Source organism: Steroidobacter sp. (genome assembly GCF_036402275.1).
Classification (GTDB): Bacteria; Pseudomonadota; Gammaproteobacteria; order Steroidobacterales; family Steroidobacteraceae; genus Steroidobacter.
Genome location: NZ_DASWTF010000033.1, coordinates 338,690 through 355,683 on the forward strand (window position 1 = coordinate 338,690; position 16,994 = coordinate 355,683).

General features: G+C 62.9%; 14 protein-coding genes. 8 read left to right on the forward strand and 6 right to left on the reverse strand.

The genetic code is table 11. The features are described from left to right. Positions 1–4 precede the first annotated feature (4 nt). Both VGD45_RS16970 and VGD45_RS16975 read right to left on the reverse strand, forming a co-directional pair. Positions 5–796, reverse strand: coding sequence for a DUF2182 domain-containing protein (locus VGD45_RS16970; RefSeq protein WP_331156516.1), 792 nt, complete (start codon positions 794–796; stop codon positions 5–7). Positions 797–833: 37 nt separating this feature from the next. Beyond that, a complete protein-coding gene (locus VGD45_RS16975; RefSeq protein WP_331156517.1) occupies positions 834–1,610 on the reverse strand; it encodes a DUF899 domain-containing protein in 777 nt (258 codons plus the stop codon). 93 nt (positions 1,611–1,703) lie between these two features. Between VGD45_RS16975 and VGD45_RS16980 the strand changes: the two genes are divergently transcribed. The 3 genes from VGD45_RS16980 to VGD45_RS16990 all read left to right on the forward strand — a co-directional run bounded on the left by VGD45_RS16980 (position 1,704) and on the right by VGD45_RS16990 (position 4,388). Then, entirely contained in the window at positions 1,704–2,924 is a 1,221-nt protein-coding gene (locus VGD45_RS16980; protein ID WP_349263286.1) for a helix-turn-helix domain-containing protein, read from the forward strand. 41 nt (positions 2,925–2,965) lie between these two features. Next, positions 2,966–3,607: a glutaminyl-peptide cyclotransferase gene (locus tag VGD45_RS16985; protein WP_331156519.1), complete on the forward strand. Its 642-nt coding sequence runs from the start codon at positions 2,966–2,968 to the stop codon at positions 3,605–3,607. Positions 3,608–3,716: 109 nt separating this feature from the next. Further along, positions 3,717–4,388 (forward strand): acetyltransferase, encoded by a 672-nt coding sequence (locus VGD45_RS16990; protein WP_331156520.1) that lies wholly within the window; start codon positions 3,717–3,719, stop codon positions 4,386–4,388. Positions 4,389–4,395: 7 nt separating this feature from the next. Here the strand turns inward: VGD45_RS16990 and VGD45_RS16995 are convergent, their stop codons facing one another. Genes VGD45_RS16995 through VGD45_RS17010 form a run of 4 tightly spaced genes read right to left on the reverse strand, consistent with a single transcriptional unit; the run spans position 4,396 to position 9,403 of the window. After that, positions 4,396–5,463 carry a carotenoid 1,2-hydratase gene (locus VGD45_RS16995; protein ID WP_331156521.1) on the reverse strand — a complete coding sequence of 356 codons (1,068 nt, stop codon included), beginning with the start codon at positions 5,461–5,463 and terminating at the stop codon, positions 4,396–4,398. After that, a complete protein-coding gene (locus tag VGD45_RS17000) occupies positions 5,463–8,018 on the reverse strand; it encodes an FtsX-like permease family protein (RefSeq protein WP_331156522.1) in 2,556 nt (851 codons plus the stop codon). The genes VGD45_RS16995 and VGD45_RS17000 overlap by 1 nt, the downstream gene beginning before the upstream one ends. Beyond that, on the reverse strand, positions 8,015–8,704 hold the full coding sequence (locus VGD45_RS17005; RefSeq protein ID WP_331156523.1) for an ABC transporter ATP-binding protein: 690 nt from the start codon (positions 8,702–8,704) through the stop codon (positions 8,015–8,017). The genes VGD45_RS17000 and VGD45_RS17005 overlap by 4 nt, the downstream gene beginning before the upstream one ends. Before the next feature lie 24 nt (positions 8,705–8,728). Continuing rightward, positions 8,729–9,403, reverse strand: coding sequence for an outer membrane beta-barrel protein (locus VGD45_RS17010; RefSeq protein ID WP_331156524.1), 675 nt, complete (start codon positions 9,401–9,403; stop codon positions 8,729–8,731). 160 nt (positions 9,404–9,563) lie between these two features. Between VGD45_RS17010 and VGD45_RS17015 the strand changes: the two genes are divergently transcribed. The 5 genes from VGD45_RS17015 (at position 9,564) to VGD45_RS17035 (ending at position 16,991) form a co-directional block, all read left to right on the forward strand. Next, positions 9,564–12,224 carry a glycosyltransferase gene (locus tag VGD45_RS17015; protein ID WP_331156525.1) on the forward strand — a complete coding sequence of 887 codons (2,661 nt, stop codon included), beginning with the start codon at positions 9,564–9,566 and terminating at the stop codon, positions 12,222–12,224. An 84-nt stretch (positions 12,225–12,308) separates the two neighbouring features. Then, positions 12,309–12,806, forward strand: coding sequence for a MarR family winged helix-turn-helix transcriptional regulator (locus tag VGD45_RS17020; RefSeq protein ID WP_331156526.1), 498 nt, complete (start codon positions 12,309–12,311; stop codon positions 12,804–12,806). Between the two features lie 5 nt (positions 12,807–12,811). Next, entirely contained in the window at positions 12,812–14,233 is a 1,422-nt protein-coding gene (locus VGD45_RS17025; protein ID WP_331156527.1) for an efflux transporter outer membrane subunit, read from the forward strand. Between the two features lie 23 nt (positions 14,234–14,256). Next, the gene (locus tag VGD45_RS17030; RefSeq protein WP_331156528.1) at positions 14,257–15,438 is read left to right on the forward strand and encodes an HlyD family efflux transporter periplasmic adaptor subunit; all 1,182 of its coding nucleotides are present in this window, start codon (positions 14,257–14,259) and stop codon (positions 15,436–15,438) included. 35 nt (positions 15,439–15,473) lie between these two features. Further along, positions 15,474–16,991 carry a DHA2 family efflux MFS transporter permease subunit gene (locus tag VGD45_RS17035; protein WP_349263302.1) on the forward strand — a complete coding sequence of 506 codons (1,518 nt, stop codon included), beginning with the start codon at positions 15,474–15,476 and terminating at the stop codon, positions 16,989–16,991. The last annotated feature ends 3 nt before the right edge of the window (positions 16,992–16,994 follow it).

The window sequence follows — 16,994 nt, forward strand, 5'->3', positions numbered from 1 at the left end:
CAGATCACGCGAGCCCAACCGCGCGGGCGATTAGAGACATTCCTGCGCAGATGGTGACAGCGCCGATTGCGCGAGCGACGTGTTGGGCGGCGGGCGCGAGGCGTTCGAGGGTGATGGCGATGGCGACGATGGCCATGGCGCGGATGTCCATGACGCCGATGACGAGAAGGATGGCGGTGAGGCCGGCGCAGCAGTAGCTGCAGTGAAGGCCGAGGCGGAGGCCGTGCTGCCAGGCGCCGCGCGATGTGGATGAAACAATGGGCTTGCATAGCGATGCGCCGCGGCAGCAAGCGAGGTGATGAGCTTTCCAGGCGGTGAACTGAAGCGCGCCGGAGATGACGACGACGATGCCGACAGCGATCGGCACGCCGCGAGCCAGAGCGGGTAGTTGCATCTCGAGCGCGGCGAGCGAGACGCCCAACGGAAAGGCAGCCGCTCCGACCAAGGTCCAGACGAAGAAATATCCCGCAGCAACCAGTGCAGTGAGACGGCCAAGAGGCACTTGGCCGTCCGCACTCACGGCCCGTCGATACCGCAACAGCATGGGAAGCAACGATGGCAGCATCATCGCCACCATCATCACCGCCCACATCGCCACGAACGACAGAGCTGCGCCAGCCCATGTTTGTCCGGGCATTCGCATCCATGCCATGGACATGGTCCAGCCGCCGGGCATGGGCATCCCGCTCATTGCCGACATGGACGAGCACCAGACGAATGTCACAACCGCGCTCGTCACGAAGAACAATGCCGAGACGCAGAAGAAAACCCGCTGCGAAACTTGTTCGGTAGCCATGCGTGAAATCTCCTGCGCTCGTTCCATCTACCAAAGCTCAGCGCGCACCGGCCTGAGCGTACTCGTCACGACGCCGCCACCAGACGTTCTGCTCGTTCCGCCCCTTGGGCGCGCGATCGAGCCACTGGAACATGCCCCACAAGCCGTCCAGTCCTCGCGCGTAAGTGGAGTACGTGTGATAGACAACGCCATCCTCGAGCACGAACGCGCTCAGGCCCGGCCGATCGCGCGCGTAAGTGGCGACATCGGTGCCGCACATGATCGCGTTATCGGAAACCGGAGGCGGCACCTGCGTCGCCGCGTCCATGGCGTGCTCACCAACTGCGTAGTTGTATTCGATGGCGCCTGTGCGCTGCTGCTCTTCCGTGAACGAAACATTGAAGTCGAAGTTGAAATCGCCGCCGTGCGAAGAAGCCCACGGGAACGTCCATCCCGTCCGCCGCTTGTACGCCTGCAGCTTCGCCAGCGGCGCGCGTGATACGGCAGCGAGCGTTACGTCGTGGTTGGCCAGGTGAGTAACGTTACCTGCGAATCCGTCCGCGACGGCCGAGCAGGACACGCAGCCTGCCTTGTAATCCGGCCCGAACATGAAGTGATAAACCAGCAGTTGCGAGCGGCCTCTGAACAGGTCCGCCAGCGTGGCGAGGCCCTCATCGGTGTCGAATCGGTAGTGCTTCTCGACGCGCACCCAAGGCAGCGCCTGACGTCGCTGCGCAAGTTCATCGGCGCGGCGCGTGTGCTCCTTTTCCGCCTTGAGCAGATCGAGCCGAGCCGCCAGCCATTGGTCGCGTGTTCCAGTCGTATGTGAGGTCATAATCCGGTCTCCTGTGCGATGTCCGCATCGTTCGTGAGTTAGATTAGGGCCGGGCAATCGCACCTAGGGAGTGACAAATTTGGCGGGATTCCGATGGACTCGATGATCACAGCTGCCGCACGCGCGCTCGCGGCGGGCGATCCGCTGGGCGCCTTGAAGCGCGTCGCCTTGCGCGACGACGCGCCGGCGCTGGCGTTGCGAGGCATAGCAATGGCGCAGTTAGGAGACTTTGTTCGAGCCAAAGCGCTGGTGCGAAGCGCCGCGCGCGCTTTCAGCCCGAAGGAATCTGTAGCCAAGGCTAGATGTGTGGTCGCCGAGGCTGAAATTGCATTCGCCATGCGCGATCTGGGCTGGCCGCCGAAAGCGCTCGACGCAGCTCGCGCGACGCTCGAAGAGCATGGCGACTTTGCAAACGCCGCCCACGCGCGATACCTGTCGATGCGACGCCTTCTTCTGATCGGGCGCATCGACGAAGCAGAACGAACGTTGACGGAATTCGATCCCGCCACCTTCCCGCCCGCGTTGCGAGCCGCTCACGAACTGGTCGTCGCAGGCATTGCGATGCGCCGTCTTCGCACGAAAGCAGCTCACGATGCGCTCGATCGAGCCAGGCAAGCGGCCTATCGAGCAGCCATTCCCGCGCTGGTGGCGGAAGTGGAAGGCGCGTATCTGGCGTTGAAGACGCCAGCTGCACGTCTGATGAAACAGGGCGAAGAGCGCCTTCTGTTACTAAATGAAGTGGAAGCCGTCATGGCGTCGAATGCGCTGGTCGTGGACGCATGCCGCTACGTTGTACGCGACGCGCGCACCACCATCTCGCTTGCTACACGGCCAGTCCTATTCGAGCTGGCATGCGCCCTTGCAGAAGCCTGGCCCGGAGATGTTCCGAGAGGCGCCCTCATCGCGCGAGCATTCAGAACCAAGCACGGGGACGAATCGCACCGAGCGCGCTTGCGTGTCGAGATCGGCCGCCTCCGAAAAATGCTGAGCACATTGGCAAGCGTGGATGCGACCAAAGACGGCTTCACACTAACGCCGCGTCGAGCACCGGAAGTCGTAGTACTAGCGCGACCAGTAGAAGAAGAACACGCCGCCGTGCTCGCTTTCCTGGCCGACGGTGAATCCTGGTCGAGCTCCGCCCTGGCGCTCGCGCTCGGCGCCAGCCAGCGCACCGTGCAGCGCGCGCTAGATTCACTGGCCGCGGAGGGCAAGGCGCAGTCGTTCGGCCGCGGCCGGGCGCGCCGCTGGATGACTCCGCCCCTGCCGGGATTCACGACGACCTTGTTACTCCCTGCCCCGCTGCCCAGCGACTAGTATGAGACCACCGATCGCACTTCCTGCCCGAGGGCAACATCATGAAAAAAGCAGCAGCCACCGTCCTTCGTGAATACGGCCCCTTCGAGGGGGTGGAAAACGTGGGCGGCGTGTCCTACGACGGTCAGCAAGTCTGGTTTGCCTCCGGCGACAAACTCAACGCCATCGATCCGACCAGCGGCCAACGAACCCGCACGCTGGATATCGCCGCGCATGCCGGCACGGCCTTCGACGGTCAGCATTTGTTTCAGATCGCCGAGGATCGCATTCATAAGATCGACCCGAAAACCGGCCGCATCCTCGCCACGATTCCAGCACCTGGCGGCGGCGCCGACTCCGGGCTCGCCTGGGCGGAAGGAACGCTCTGGGTCGGTCAATATCGCGAGCGCAAGATTCATCAAGTCGATCCGCAAACCGGCGCGATTCTCCGCACCATTGAATCCAATCGTTTCGTCACTGGTGTGACCTGGGTCGATGGCGAGCTCTGGCATGCGACGTGGGAAGGCGACGAGAGCGAATTGCGTCGCATCGATCCGCGCACGGGAGAAGTGCAGGAGCAACTGGACATGCCGGCGGGCGTTTTTGTTTCGGGGCTCGAGTCCGACGGCGCCGATCGATTCTTCTGCGGCGGCGGCGGCAGTGGAAAAGTGCGCGCCGTGCGCCGCCCGAAGCGCGGCGCCTGACGTACAGGGGCGGCATCATTGTTATCGGTGCCTCACCGACAAATTTTGTTGATCCGCTATCGGCGAAGTTAAACTACCCGTTCGACTGTACGCCGAAGCGGATCCAGCAATGACAAATCGCACGCCGCAGGAATCACGTCACCTCGTTATTGTTGGAGCGGGCGGTCACGCCGTCAGCGTCGCAAGCGTGGCACTATCGGCCGGCTACGAAATCAATTGCTTCGTCGACGCCAACAAACGTGGCGCGACGCTGCTTGGCATTGGCGTCATTGGTAACATTTCAGAGCTGGACCTGAAGGACGAGCTTTCATTTGCCATTGCCGTCGGCGACAACGCGGTCAGGGAGCGCCTACACGCCGAGTTGGTGCGGCAGTACGGAGACTTGCGATTTCCTTCGCTCATACACCAATCCGCCGTGCTGTCGTCCTTCAGCGAGATAGGCGAAGGCACGGTCGTCATGCCCAAGGCAGTCATCGGCCCCAACTCGCGCGTCGGCCGCTTCTGCTTGCTCAATACACAAGCATCGATCGATCACGATTGTGCGATGTTAGATTTTTCCTCTTTGGCGCCGGGGGCGATCACGGGCGGCACGGTGCAGATCGGAAGACGTTCCGCCATTTCGATCGGCGCAGTGATCAAGCACGGGCTGAAGATCGGGCATGACACCGTGGTCGGGGCCAACAGTTACGTCAACAGAGACCTGCCAGACAATGTGGTGGCCTATGGCAACCCGGCAAAAGCAGTACGAAGCCGCAGCGTCGGCGATCCATATCTGAACTAACCGGCGCCTAAAGGCGCATCTTCTTCGCGTAGCCAGTCATCTCCAGATAACCGCGGCCGATGGGTTTGTCGTTTTCGAAGGCGCGCACCGCGCCTTCCCAGTAGATGGTGCCGGTGCTGCCGCTCGCGTCGTTTTCCTGGTCGTCCATCAGGGGGCGGAGCGTGAGCACACGATCGCCGACAGTGACCTGCCATTCGACGGGATACCGAACACCGGTGCGCGACGAGCGCCAGTGACGCAGTGGCTTCCATTCCACGGCTTCCGGTTTATATGACAGCGCGTCGTTAGCATTGGCGGCGCGCCACTTGGCTGCGGCCCACAGCTCGCTATTCTGCGGGCCGCGCATTTGGAACATCATCAACGCCCCACCGTCGTCGAGATTGAGCCCGATCCAGTCCCAGCCTTGCGCGCGCTCATCGACGATGGCGCCCGACCATTCATGATCGAACCACGCGACACCGCGCACCGATTGATCCCGCCCATCGATTGCAATGCGCCCCGTGACCGCGAGCTGAGGCAGGCTGTAGTAGTAGCTGGCGGAGCCAGGATTCGGGCCCTTCTGGCTGAAACCGCGGTCGCCCTGTAACAGAGGCGGCGCCTGCGGCTGCAGCTTCAAATCGAGTTGCAGGTCGTCGGTTTTCGCGACGGCAATGTATGTGTCGCCCTCTCGTCGCAGCCGCCAATCGTCGATGTGAACATCGAGCGATCCTTCCGCCGCCTCCGCGAGACCGAAGCCAGGACGCGCCGACTTCTCGTGATGTAACAACGATCCCCGCTTCGGATCGCTCACGGCAAGATGAGCGAACAGGGCCTGCCGCAGAGCGAAGCGCGACGGATTGTTCTCATCGATGCCGGTGCGAGAGCGAAAGAACGTCAGCTGAAAGCCAACAGGCCCGGAGGCGCCTTCGACCCAGCCCGTGACGTACCACCACTCGGTCTTGAACTGAGGATGACTGCCTTCGTCGCGAGGCAACTCGATTCGATAGCCGGGCACGACCTCCGGATAGACAACATCGGCGCGCCCGGTCGAAGCCAGCACCGCCAGCAGGCCGATCAACATCGAGCGGATGCGCATCACCAATCCTCCCGGACCGCGCGCACGACTTCCCCGCCCATGGCTTGCCGTCCGCTTACCACAGCGATCAGTGCAGCGGACGCAATCAGCGCCACGCTCAGGCAAGACAGCAAGCCGAGCGGCGCATGCAGATCCATGCTCCAGTGGAACGATTGACGGTTCACGACGTAAATCAGAATCAAGCTGATGACCGCGCCGGCGAGCAACCCGACGATCACCCCAAGCGCACCGAGCACCGAGCCCTCGATCGCCAGCATCCCCGCAACCTGACGGCGCGTAAAGCCCAGGTGGCGTAGCGCACCGAATTCGCTCCGACGTGCCAGCACCTGGGCGCTGATGCCAGCCGCGATACCGAACAACCCGATCGTCACCGCCACCAGCTCCAGCAAGTAGGTAATAGCGAACGTTCGATCGAACGCCGCGAGCGACAACGCACGAATCTCGCGTGGCGTGCGCAGGTCGTGCTCCGTGCCGGGCGGCAACAGATCGCGAATGGCGTTGCCCACCTTGGCGATGTCGGCCGACTCTTCCAGCCAGAACCACACGGTGTTGATCGCGCGATCGCCGGTCAGGGCCAGATAATCGCTGCGATCCATCACGATGGCGCCGTTCTGATGTTCGTAGTCACGCCACACGCCCCGCACCGAAGCTGCAACCGACTTACCACCGAGACTGAACTGAATCTCATCGCCTGGCTTCAGTGCGAACAGATCCGCCGCTGCTTCACTGATCCACACCGGCAGCGATCCGTCAGGCAACTCATTCGAGGCCGCGCTCATCATCCACAACGCCTCGCCGGGATGCTCACGATCCAGCGTTCGGGCAATCAACGTCAGGGCGGGGCGATCGGCTGACAGTTGTACGCGAGCGAAGCGGCTATAGGCGACATGATCGACGCCTGCCATACGCGCCATCGACTGAGCCAGTGCTTCGTCGAGATAGGCGGACTGGCCCACATAGCCGACGCGCACATACAAATCCGCGGGCAACACTTTCTGAGTCCATTGATCGAGCGAATCGCGGAACGACGTGACCATGATGGCCATCGACGCCATCAAGCTGAAACTCACGATGATGGAAGACACGCTCAAGGTTGCGTAGCGCGCCGTGCCGGAGATCTGCGAAATTGCGATCTCATAGGGAATCTGCCTTGCCCGCGGCGCATGGCGCAGCACGAAGCGAACGACCGACGGCATACCGACCACGCACGCGATGAGCAACAGCGCGATGGCGATGAAGCCAGGCAGCGGCAACCCGGCGATGGGAGGCATGCTCACGGCAATCGCCGCCAGCACACCGAGTGTCAGAACGATCCAGCCATGCGGACGAATCTCACCGCTGGTGATATCGCCTGCTTTCAGCGCGCTCGCGGTCGGCACGCGAGCTGCATCGAGCGCCGGCCGCAACGCGCCGGCGACAGCCACGCCGATGCCCAGCAAGGAGAACACCGCGATCTCGGCGACATGCACATTCAAGCCCGGCGCCAAGCCACGAAAGTAGCCAGCGCCAAGATCCGCACCCAACGCGCTCAAGCCCAGGTTCGCAATGAACACACCGAGCATGATGCCGATCAATGCACCCAGCACGCCGACGAACACGCTGCCCGAGAGCATCAACATGAGTTGTTGGAAGCGCGTGACGCCGATGGCATGCATGACCGCAAACTCGCGACGCCTTCTCAAGGCCGCGAGCGACTGCGTCGAATAAACGAAGAACCCGCCGGTGAACAATGCGACCAGCGCCAACGCAGTGAGATTGGATCGATAAGCGCGCGACAGTCGTAACGCGTCGTCGCTCGCCTCGCCGGGCGTCGTTACCTGCACGTTCGCCGGCAATATCTCTCTGAGCGCTGCCTTGACTTGCTCCGGACTGGAGCCCGTCACCAGCCGCAAGTTGATTCGAGACAACTTGCCGAGCTTGCCGAACACCCACTGCGCCGTGGCGATATCCACGACGCCACCAAACTCCTGCAGAGCCGCGGGCGGCAACACGCCGGACACACGCAGTCGCTCGCGTTGTACGCCAACTTGGAAGTCGATGAAGTCGCCTTTCGCCAGCTGCAACTCGCGCGCCGCGCTGGCGCTCAGCAAGATTGCGCGATCGTCGAAATCGCTCGACGCCTCGTCGTCCGATTCCTGGTCCGCGGCCGCCCGATCGTCGGATCCACCACCGACGACGGCGGCGGCAAACGCTGGCTGCAACTGACTCGAGCGAAACCCGTCCAATCCGATCAGTGTCAACGCGCCGCGCTGGCCGACCAGCTTCGCCTCGACTTCCACGACGGGACTCGCAACTGCCACACCAGGAATACGGGCAATACGCGGATATAAGTTCTCGTCGAATCCATCGCTGCCGCCCTCGACAGCGAGATCCGCCAGTCCGTACAGACTGCGAGCAGCGAGCGAGATTTCATCGGCAGCGGACCGGTTGATGAGATAGATCGCCAGCCCGAGCGCCACTCCGAGCGCGATGGCCAGAACCGCGAGTAAGGTCCGTCCGGGCGAACGGCGCATCGGCCCGGTGATCGCGGCTTCGATGAGCAGCGGAGGGATCACGATCGAGGGGCGATGGCTGCGGCTCGCGGCGCCAGTCCTTGTCGGGAAAGTTGCAGGATGCGATCGGTAGTTGCCGCCGCGAGCTCCGAATGCGTCACGAGAATGCCGGCGGCATTATCGCGCTTGAGCTGAGCAGCCAGCAGTTCGAGCACCTCGGCCGCGGACTCCGCATCGAGATTGCCGGTGGGCTCGTCCGCCAGAACCAATGCCGGACGATGAGCCAACGCACGAGCCACGGCGACACGTTGCATCTCGCCGCCCGAAAGTTGCGAAGGAGATGCACCGGCCCGCTCCAGCATGCCAACGGCATCCAGCAACTCGCGAACCCGATCCGCGGCCTCGCGCCCCTGCTGTCCGTTCAGCGCCAGCGGCAATGCGACGTTACGTTCGACACTCAAGTGCGGCAACAAATGAAAGGCTTGAAACACGAATCCCATGCGCGACCGACGCAAGCGCGTGCGCGCATCGTCGTCGAGCGCGCCGATATCGCGACCGTCGAGCGAGATACGTCCTGCGTCCGGCGTATCGAGTCCCGCGATCAAATTGAGCAGCGTCGACTTGCCCGTGCCGGACTCGCCCATGACGGCGACGTACTCGCCAGGGGCGAGCTGCAACGAAACGCCACCGAGCACACGGCGCGGTGGCGGTCCGCCGAAGGACTTGCTGATATTCTCGACCTGGAGCATCGCGGGCGCGACTTGTCTCGTCGATCAGAATGCCCAGATGAGGCCGAGCGCCGCCGAGTACTGCAGGAGCGTGTCCGACTTCGTGCGAATCGCGCACGTGCCCACGCCACTGTCGGAGACGCAGAAGATATTCCCGTCTGTGTCCAGCAACGAAACGAACGCGCGCGCATCGAAACGCACCCCGAAATGATCGGTCACCGGCACTTTGAAGCCGCCGGCCACGGAGAACGCGAACTTGGTTTCATCGTCGAGCCCGGGGCCGTCGGGGCTGAAGCGCGCCGCGCCGATCGTCATACCGAAATACGGGATCACGCGCTCGGCATCGGGATGACTGACCGTGCCGCCGATCTGCAGAAACTGCACATCCAGGTCCATGGGCGCGGCGCCGCCGACCTCGGTGCTCTGCTGGCTGTAGAGCAGCTCGTAATGCCGCCATCGATCCACGGCGGCGTTGAAGATCACGCCGAAGTTGTTGTCCTCTTCGATGTCCCGATCGGTGTTGGTCGCGGGATCCTCGAACTCGCCGCCGGCCATGTAACCGAAGAAGGGCGTGATCTCCCAATTCGGATAGTCGTTGGTCGGCGCTTGCGCACTGGCCGTCCCGGCCGCCGCCAGCAGTGTTGCGCCAAGCGCGGCTCGCATCACGCCGCGCGCAGAAATCTGTCGTGGAAAGAACCACTTACCAATATGCCAATGCATAGCCTAAAGACTCCTTCAGATGCAGGCTCGGCGACCCGGCTTGGGGTCGCGCCGGCTAAGTTAACATGTCGCAGGTTCATTACCTGAACGTCGCCCTCACCTCACGCTATTCGCAGCCGCGCCTCAAACGGTCGCGACTTACTGACGCAACGAAGACATCATGAAGTGGTCGGGTTTTCTGGTTGCCGCCGTGTTCGCGGCGCTCACGTTCGGCCTGTGGGCCTACGTGAACCGGCCGACCGCCGAGCCGCCCTGGCCGGCGCACGTACAGGGAATGGCGTTCTCGCCGTTCCAGGCGGGCCAGGACCCGGTCGTGCAAAGCCTGCCCACCGAGCAGCAGATCGACAGCGACGTGCGCTTGTTGGCCGGCAAAGTGACCGCCATTCGCAGCTACTCCACGCTGAAGAGTCTGAGCCTGATCCCGGAAGTCGCCGCCCGTCACGACATGAAAGTGACGGTAGGCGCCTGGCTGGATCGCAGACTCGCCACCAATGACCTCGAGGTGGCCGGCGCGATCAAGCTGGCCAACAAGCACGCCAACGTGATCCGTGTCGTCGTGGGCAACGAGTCCATCCTGCGCGGCGACCTGACTGTCGCGCAGCTCGTCAAACAACTCGACCGCGTGCGCGACGCAGTGGCGCAACCGGTCAGCACCGCCGAGCCCTGGCATGTGTGGTTGCGATATCCCGAGCTGGTCGAGCACGTCGACTATCTCGCGGTTCATATGCTGCCCTACTGGGAAGGCATTCCGGTGGAGCGCGCCATCGACTACATCGATTCCCGCATGGACCAGTTGCAGCGAGCCTTCCCGGGCAAACCCATCGTGATCGCCGAAGTCGGCTGGCCCTCCGACGGCCGCACTCGCGAAGGCGCGGTGGCGTCGACCAGCAATCAAGCGATGTTCCTGCGACGCTTCCTCGAACGCGCCAGGGACGAGGGCTACGTCTATTACGTGATGGAAGCATTCGATCAGCCCTGGAAGGCGCGCTATCAGGGCGCCGTGGAAGCGTACTGGGGCGTCTACGATGTGTATCGCCAGCCGAAGTTCGCCTTCGTCGAGCCGATCGTACGCATTCCACAATGGCAGACCCTCGCCACGGTTTCAGTCGCGATCGCCACCGTGATTCTCTGCCTGCTGTACGTACACAGCCTCGCATTGGGCACTCGCGGTCGCAGTCTGCTGGCAGTCGTGGCGTACGCGGTTGCAACCACGATGGTGTGGATCATTTATGACTATTCGCGACGCTATCTCACCGTCACCAGTGTTCTGATCGGCACGTTGCTGATCCTTGGCATGCTCGGCGTGATCGCCGTATTGCTGACCGAAGCGTTGGAATGGGCGGAGGCCCGTTGGGGCAAACCGCGCAAACGGCCGTTCGTTGTCGCACCTCCCGGCGCCCCGTTACCGAAGGTCTCGATTCATGTGCCGGCGTACAACGAGCCGCCGGACATGCTCATCGAAACGCTCGATGCCCTCGCCCGGCTCGATTATCCCGATTACGAAGTCATCGTCGTCGACAACAACACCGCGGAGCCATCGGTATGGCAGCCGGTGGAACGGCATTGCCGTCAGCTCGGCAAGCGTTTCAAGTTCTTTCACGTCGCGCCGCTGTCGGGATTCAAGGCAGGCGCGTTGAACTACGCACTCCAGCACACCGCCGCCGATGCTCACGTCGTTGCGGTCATCGACAGCGACTACAAGGTCGAGCCGCATTGGCTGCGAAGCCTCGTGCCCGCGTTCGCGGACGAGAAGCTCGCCATCGTCCAGTCGCCGCAGGACTATCGAGACGCCGAAGAGAACGCGTTCAAAGCGATGTGTTACGCGGAGTACCGCGGCTTCTTTCACATCGGCATGGTGGTGCGCAACGAGCGCAACGCCATCATTCAGCACGGCACGATGACACTGGTGCGACGCTCGGCTCTACAAAAGGTTGGCGGCTGGGCGGAGTGGTGTATCACCGAAGACGCCGAGCTCGGGCTGCGACTGTTCGAACATGGCCATGAAGCGCAGTACCTGCCAGTCACTTACGGTCGCGGGCTCATGCCCGAAACGTTCGTGGACTATAAGAAACAACGCTTCCGCTGGGCCTACGGCGCGGTGCAGATCCTGTGCGCACACGCCAAGGTTCTATTGAGCGCCGACGAGCGGCTCACCCAGGGCCAGCGATATCACTTCATCGCCGGCTGGCTGCCGTGGATGGCCGACGGCTTGAACCTGATCTTCAACCTGTTCGCCTTGATCTGGTCGGCCGCCATGATCGTTGCGCCACATCGCTACGATCCGCCACTGATCATGTTCTCGGTGCTGCCGCTGGCTTTGTTTGCATTCAAGATGGCGAAGCTCGCGCATCTATACTCATCTCGAGTGGGCGCGAACATCCGGCAGACGCTGGCCGCGGCGTTGGCGGGACTTGCGTTATCTCACGCAGTGAGCGTCGCGGTGGTCAAAGGATTGCTAACGCGCAATGAGCCTTTTTTCCGCACGCCCAAATTCAAACGATCGCATGCTTTGATCGGCGGCTTCGCGGCTGCCCGTGCCGAGACGGCGTGGTTATTGGCGCTGGTCGTTGCCGCTGTCGGCCTCACGCAGCAGTTCACGATCGCCCCCGGCCTGGTGCTTGGGATTCCCGAGGAGTTGAAGGCCCCGGACGTCTCGTTGTGGGTGGCAGTGCTGCTGATCCAGGCGATTCCCTACGCCGCTTCCCTGCTTATGTCGTTCATCAGCGCCCTGTCCCTGCCCGCGCGATGGTTGGGACGCCCACCGAAGAGCACAGGCGTACCGGCGACGACGCCGTTTCGTGCTCCAGATTCCGCGGACTAGTTCCTGAAAACGCGTTTTGGCGGCTTGCCCGGCAGAGGCCCCGGCCTATAATGCCTGCCTAGGCAGTCATTGCCGAGGCAACAAATGCCCAAGCAGCATTATCGACCGGATACCTTTCACTCTCGCGACAGCATCGGTTACCTGTTGAAGCGCTCTCAGCGCCTGCTACAGGAACGGATCGAGATGCGGTTCGCCGAGCAGGGCTGCACCCTGCAACAGTGGGTCGTGCTCATGCATGTCCGCGACGGCCTCGCCATCACCGTCGCCGACCTGTGCCGCGAGCTGCGCCACGACAGCGGCGCCATGACCCGCCTCATCGACCAGCTCGAGTCCCGCGATCTGGTGGAAAGGCGTCGCACTCAGAGTGACCGGCGCGTTATCGAGCTGTCGCTCACCAAGGCGGGCGAAAAGCTCCTCGACAGCCTCATCCCTACCGTCTGTGACGTGCTGAACGAGTCGTTGGACGGCTTCACCCGCGAGGAAGTGAAGACGCTGCAGTCGATGCTCGGACGCATGCTCACTCAGTTGGAAAATCTCGCCGCGTCGTCGTCCGGAACGCCGGCCAACGCGGACAAGGAGTAAGCGTCATGAAGACGCCGATACATTTCTCTTCGCGCACGGCGGCGCTGCTGCTCGGCATCGCCACTGCGCTCAGCGGCTGCGTGACGCCGCCGAAGACCGAGCCTCAACTGCATACCCTCGCCGACCAGAATGTCGGACTCGGCACGACGACGTCGCCGGTCGTGGAAGAACGCTGGTGGGAACAGTACGGCGACCCGCAGTTCGATCAGTTGGTGACAGCGGCGCTCGAACGCAATCCCAACCTGCAACAAACATTGGCCCGTCTGCGCGCGGCTCAGGCGCAAGTGCAGTTGGCTACGGCGCCACGCCAGCCCGGCGTGACGCTGAACGGACAGGAACAACGCAGCCGTCTGCCCGAGGAATATCTCATCCCGCCGCCCTTTGGCGGCGGCACCTATTGGTCCGGCCAGTTGCTGGCGAATCTGTCGTGGGATCTGGATTTCTTCGGTCGGCAGGCCGCGCTCATCGATCAGGCCAAGGCGACCGAAGAAGCGGTGCGTCTGGACTCGGCGGCGGCGCGACTCGCGACGACCGTGGCGCTGTCACAAACGTATCTCGATTTGAATCGCGCCATCGCGCTCGCCGATATCGCGCAACAGTCGCTGGTGCAGAGGCAGCGCATTCTCGATATCACCAAAAAGCGCATCGGCGCTGGCCTCGACACCAATGTCGAGCTGCGTGAAGCGGAATCCGCAGTTCCACAGGCGGAGCTTGCGCGACTGCAGGCCGAAGCTGCCCGCGAAGTGGCCGTTCATCGCCTCGCTGCATTGATCGGCGAAGGCGCGGATTCATATGAACGCATCGGCAAGCCCACGCTGAACCTGGAAACGGCATTGTCGATTCCGACGGAGTTGCCTGCGGACCTGCTCGGTCGTCGTCCCGACATCCTCGCAGCCCGCGCGCGCGTTGAAGCCGCGACGTCACAACGTGCTGCTGCTCGCGCGGCGTTCTATCCAAATATCAACCTGAGCGCGTTCGCCGGTTTTCAGGCCATCGGCCTGGACAATCTGTTTCAGGCAAACAACCGGACCTACGGCGCCGGCCCTGCGATCAGCCTGCCGTTGTTCGATTCGCAGCGGTTGGAGTCACAGTTCAATGCGGCCACGGCCCTGCAGGACGAAGCGGTCAGCGAGTACAACGGCGTCGTGCTGTCAGCTGTGCAGCAGGTTGCGGATCAACTGAGCCAGGTGAACTACAGCGCGCGACAACTTCAAGAAGCACGCTCCACGCTTGCGTCCGCCGAAGAAGCTTACCGGCTCGCGCACAAGCGTTACGAAGCCGGCCTCGCAAATTATTTGTCCGTGCTCACGACCGAAACTCAGGTCTTGAACGCACGCACCACTTTCGTGGACATCCTTCATCAACAAGCGCTCGCACGCGTGTCGTTGTTGCTCGCCGTTGGCGGCAACTTCAGCGCCGCCAGCTGACCGCCACACATCACGGAATCCATATGAGCGATACCACTGCTCCTGCAACCAACGGCAACGGCGCCCGGCGAAAGGGGCTGTTGATCCTTGCCGCCGTCGTCGCGCTCAGCGCGATCGGTTACACCGCGTATTGGCTGACCGTCTCTCGGTACTACGAGAGCACCGACGATGCCTACGCCGCCAGCGACATCGTCCAGATCACGAGCGAAGTCTCGGGCGCCGTGCTGGGCGTACACGTCGATGACACGCAGACCGTGGAACGCGGTCAAGTGCTGGTCGAGCTCGACCCGGCGGATGCGAACATCGCGGTCTCGGCCGCTGAAGCCGAGCTCGCACGCACGGTTCGCGAAGTTCGCGCTCTGTATGCGCAAGCCGAACAGCTGCGCGCTCAGATCGCCGAACGTGAGACGGACCTGAAGAAATCTCAGAGCGACTACACACGACGTCAAGCCCTCGTCGCTGACGGCGCAGTGTCGGGAGAAGAACTGGCGCACGCGCAGGACACAATCGCGCAGGCGCGCGCAGCATTGCATGCCTCGCAACGCCAGCTCGACGCCACCCTGGCGCAGATCGAAGGAACGACGCTCGAAGATCATCCCAATGTGCTCGCCGCTGCAGCCCGACTGCGTGACGCTTCCTTGGCCCTGCGCCGTACGACGATTCGTTCGCCAGTGACAGGTACTGTCGCCAAGCGTGGCGTGCAGGTGGGCCAGCACGTGAACGCCGGCGCGCCGCTGCTCGCAGTGGTGCCGCTCGATGACGTGTGGATCGACGCCAACTTCAAAGAGAGCCAGCTGAAGCACGTGCGCGTCGGTCAGCCTGTCACCGTGCACGCCGACATTTATGGCGACGACGTGGAATACACGGGCACGGTGGCCGGTCTCGCCGCGGGCAGCGGCAGCGCCTTCGCTCTGTTGCCTGCGCAGAATGCGTCGGGCAACTGGATCAAGATCGTCCAGCGCGTACCGGTGCGCATCGCACTCGATGCCGAACAGCTGAAGAAGAATCCGCTCCGCGTGGGCCTGTCGATGCACGCGGAGATCGAAGTGCGCGACACCTCCGGGCCGCTGGTCGCCTCGCAGGTCCGCAACACGCCGCAGCCGTTACAGAAGAGTGTCGGTGAGGATCCGGGCATCGAGCAGCGCATCGCCGAGATCATTCATCGGAATGCCTCCGCTCCGACGGCCACGGTTGCGAGCACGTGAGTACCAGCGCCGCAGATGCATCTGCGACCGCGCCCATGCAGGGCGGCGCTCTCGCCGTCACTTCACTGGCGCTGGCACTCGGCACCTTCATGCAGGTGCTGGACACGACCATCGCCAATGTTTCCATTCCGACCATCGCCGGCAACCTCGGCGCATCGGCGGACCAGGGCACCTGGGTCATCACCTCGTTCGCCGTCGCCAACGGCATCAGCGTGCCGCTCACCGGCTGGCTGATGATGCGTTTCGGCATCGTGCGCACCTTCCTGGTCTCAGTATTCGCGTTCACAGTGGCGTCGTTACTGTGCGGCCTCGCATGGAACTTGCCCTCGCTGGTGTTCTTCCGCGTGTTGCAAGGAGCCGTATCCGGCCCGATGGTGCCCGGCTCGCAAGCCCTTCTGCTATTGCTGTTCCCTCCAGCGAAAAAAGGCCTGGCGCTAGCGCTCTGGTCCATGACCACGCTGGTCGCGCCCATCATGGGCCCGATGCTGGGCGGCTGGATCTCGGACAACGCCACCTGGCCCTGGATCTTCTATATCAACGTGCCGATCGGCTTGTTCACCGTGGCGGTGTGCTGGTTCCAGCTGCGTCATCGTGAAACGCCGACGCGCAAGCTGCCCGTCGATCAGGTCGGCATCGCGCTGCTGGTGATCTGGGTGGGCGCGCTGCAGATCATGCTCGACAAGGGCAAGGACGAGGACTGGTTTTCCTCGCCGTTCATCGTCGTGCTCACCATCGTCTCGGTGGTCGCATTCGCCGCCTGGCTGATCTGGGAGTTGACCGAGAAGCATCCCATCGTCGATCTGTCGTTGTTCAAGCACCGCAACTTCACGTTTGCGCTGATTCCGATGTGTCTGGGTTACGCGGTGTTCTTCGGCAACATCGTGCTGTTGCCGCTGTGGATGCAAACCCAGCTCGGCTACACGGCGACCTGGGCTGGATTGCTAGCCGCGCCTGGCGGTCTGGTCGCGGTTCTTATCTCGCCATTCGCGGCGCGCTTCCTCGCGAAATTCGACGCGCGCTGGCTAACGTCCCTGGCGTTCGTCGCCTTCGCTGTTTCTTATTACATGCGGGCGCAGCTGACCGCGGACGCGGCGGTCATCGACTTCATCATTCCGCAGCTGATTCAGGGCCTGGCGATGGGCACGTTCTTCGTGGCCATTCTCACCATCATGCTCGACGGCATCGAGCCGCCGCGCGTGCCGGCAGCCTCGGGTCTGGCAATCTTTCTAAGAACCATTGCCGCGAGCTTTGCCACATCCATCACCACGACGTTCTGGGATCGCCGCGAGGCGTTTCACCAGTCCCATCTGGCATCCGGATCGAGCGTCTATGACCTGCAGACGCAGCAGGCGCTGAACCACATGCACTCGCTCGGCCTGTCGGACAGCGCGGCGCTGGCGGCGCTCAACAAAGAAATGGTGGGCCAGGCGTATCTGCTGTCATCGCTCGATTATTTCTGGATCTCCTCGTGGCTGACGCTCGCGATGATCGCGCTGGTATGGTTGGCGCGCCGACCATCATCGGGCGGCGCGGCGCACGCAGCAGCAGATTGACCG

Coding starts and splice junctions, on each gene's coding strand:
- VGD45_RS16985 (WP_331156519.1), top strand. CDS start 2,966: ATGAAAAAAGCAGCAGCCACCGTCCTTCGTGAATACGGCCCCTTCGAG.
- VGD45_RS17035 (WP_349263302.1), top strand. CDS start 15,474: ATGCAGGGCGGCGCTCTCGCCGTCACTTCACTGGCGCTGGCACTCGGC.
- VGD45_RS16975 (WP_331156517.1), bottom strand. CDS start 1,610: ATGACCTCACATACGACTGGAACACGCGACCAATGGCTGGCGGCTCGG.
- VGD45_RS16995 (WP_331156521.1), bottom strand. CDS start 5,463: ATGCGCATCCGCTCGATGTTGATCGGCCTGCTGGCGGTGCTGGCTTCG.
- VGD45_RS16990 (WP_331156520.1), top strand. CDS start 3,717: ATGACAAATCGCACGCCGCAGGAATCACGTCACCTCGTTATTGTTGGA.
- VGD45_RS17010 (WP_331156524.1), bottom strand. CDS start 9,403: ATGCATTGGCATATTGGTAAGTGGTTCTTTCCACGACAGATTTCTGCG.
- VGD45_RS17025 (WP_331156527.1), top strand. CDS start 12,812: ATGAAGACGCCGATACATTTCTCTTCGCGCACGGCGGCGCTGCTGCTC.
- VGD45_RS16980 (WP_349263286.1), top strand. CDS start 1,704: ATGGACTCGATGATCACAGCTGCCGCACGCGCGCTCGCGGCGGGCGAT.
- VGD45_RS17015 (WP_331156525.1), top strand. CDS start 9,564: ATGAAGTGGTCGGGTTTTCTGGTTGCCGCCGTGTTCGCGGCGCTCACG.
- VGD45_RS16970 (WP_331156516.1), bottom strand. CDS start 796: ATGGCTACCGAACAAGTTTCGCAGCGGGTTTTCTTCTGCGTCTCGGCA.
- VGD45_RS17005 (WP_331156523.1), bottom strand. CDS start 8,704: ATGCTCCAGGTCGAGAATATCAGCAAGTCCTTCGGCGGACCGCCACCG.
- VGD45_RS17020 (WP_331156526.1), top strand. CDS start 12,309: ATGCCCAAGCAGCATTATCGACCGGATACCTTTCACTCTCGCGACAGC.
- VGD45_RS17030 (WP_331156528.1), top strand. CDS start 14,257: ATGAGCGATACCACTGCTCCTGCAACCAACGGCAACGGCGCCCGGCGA.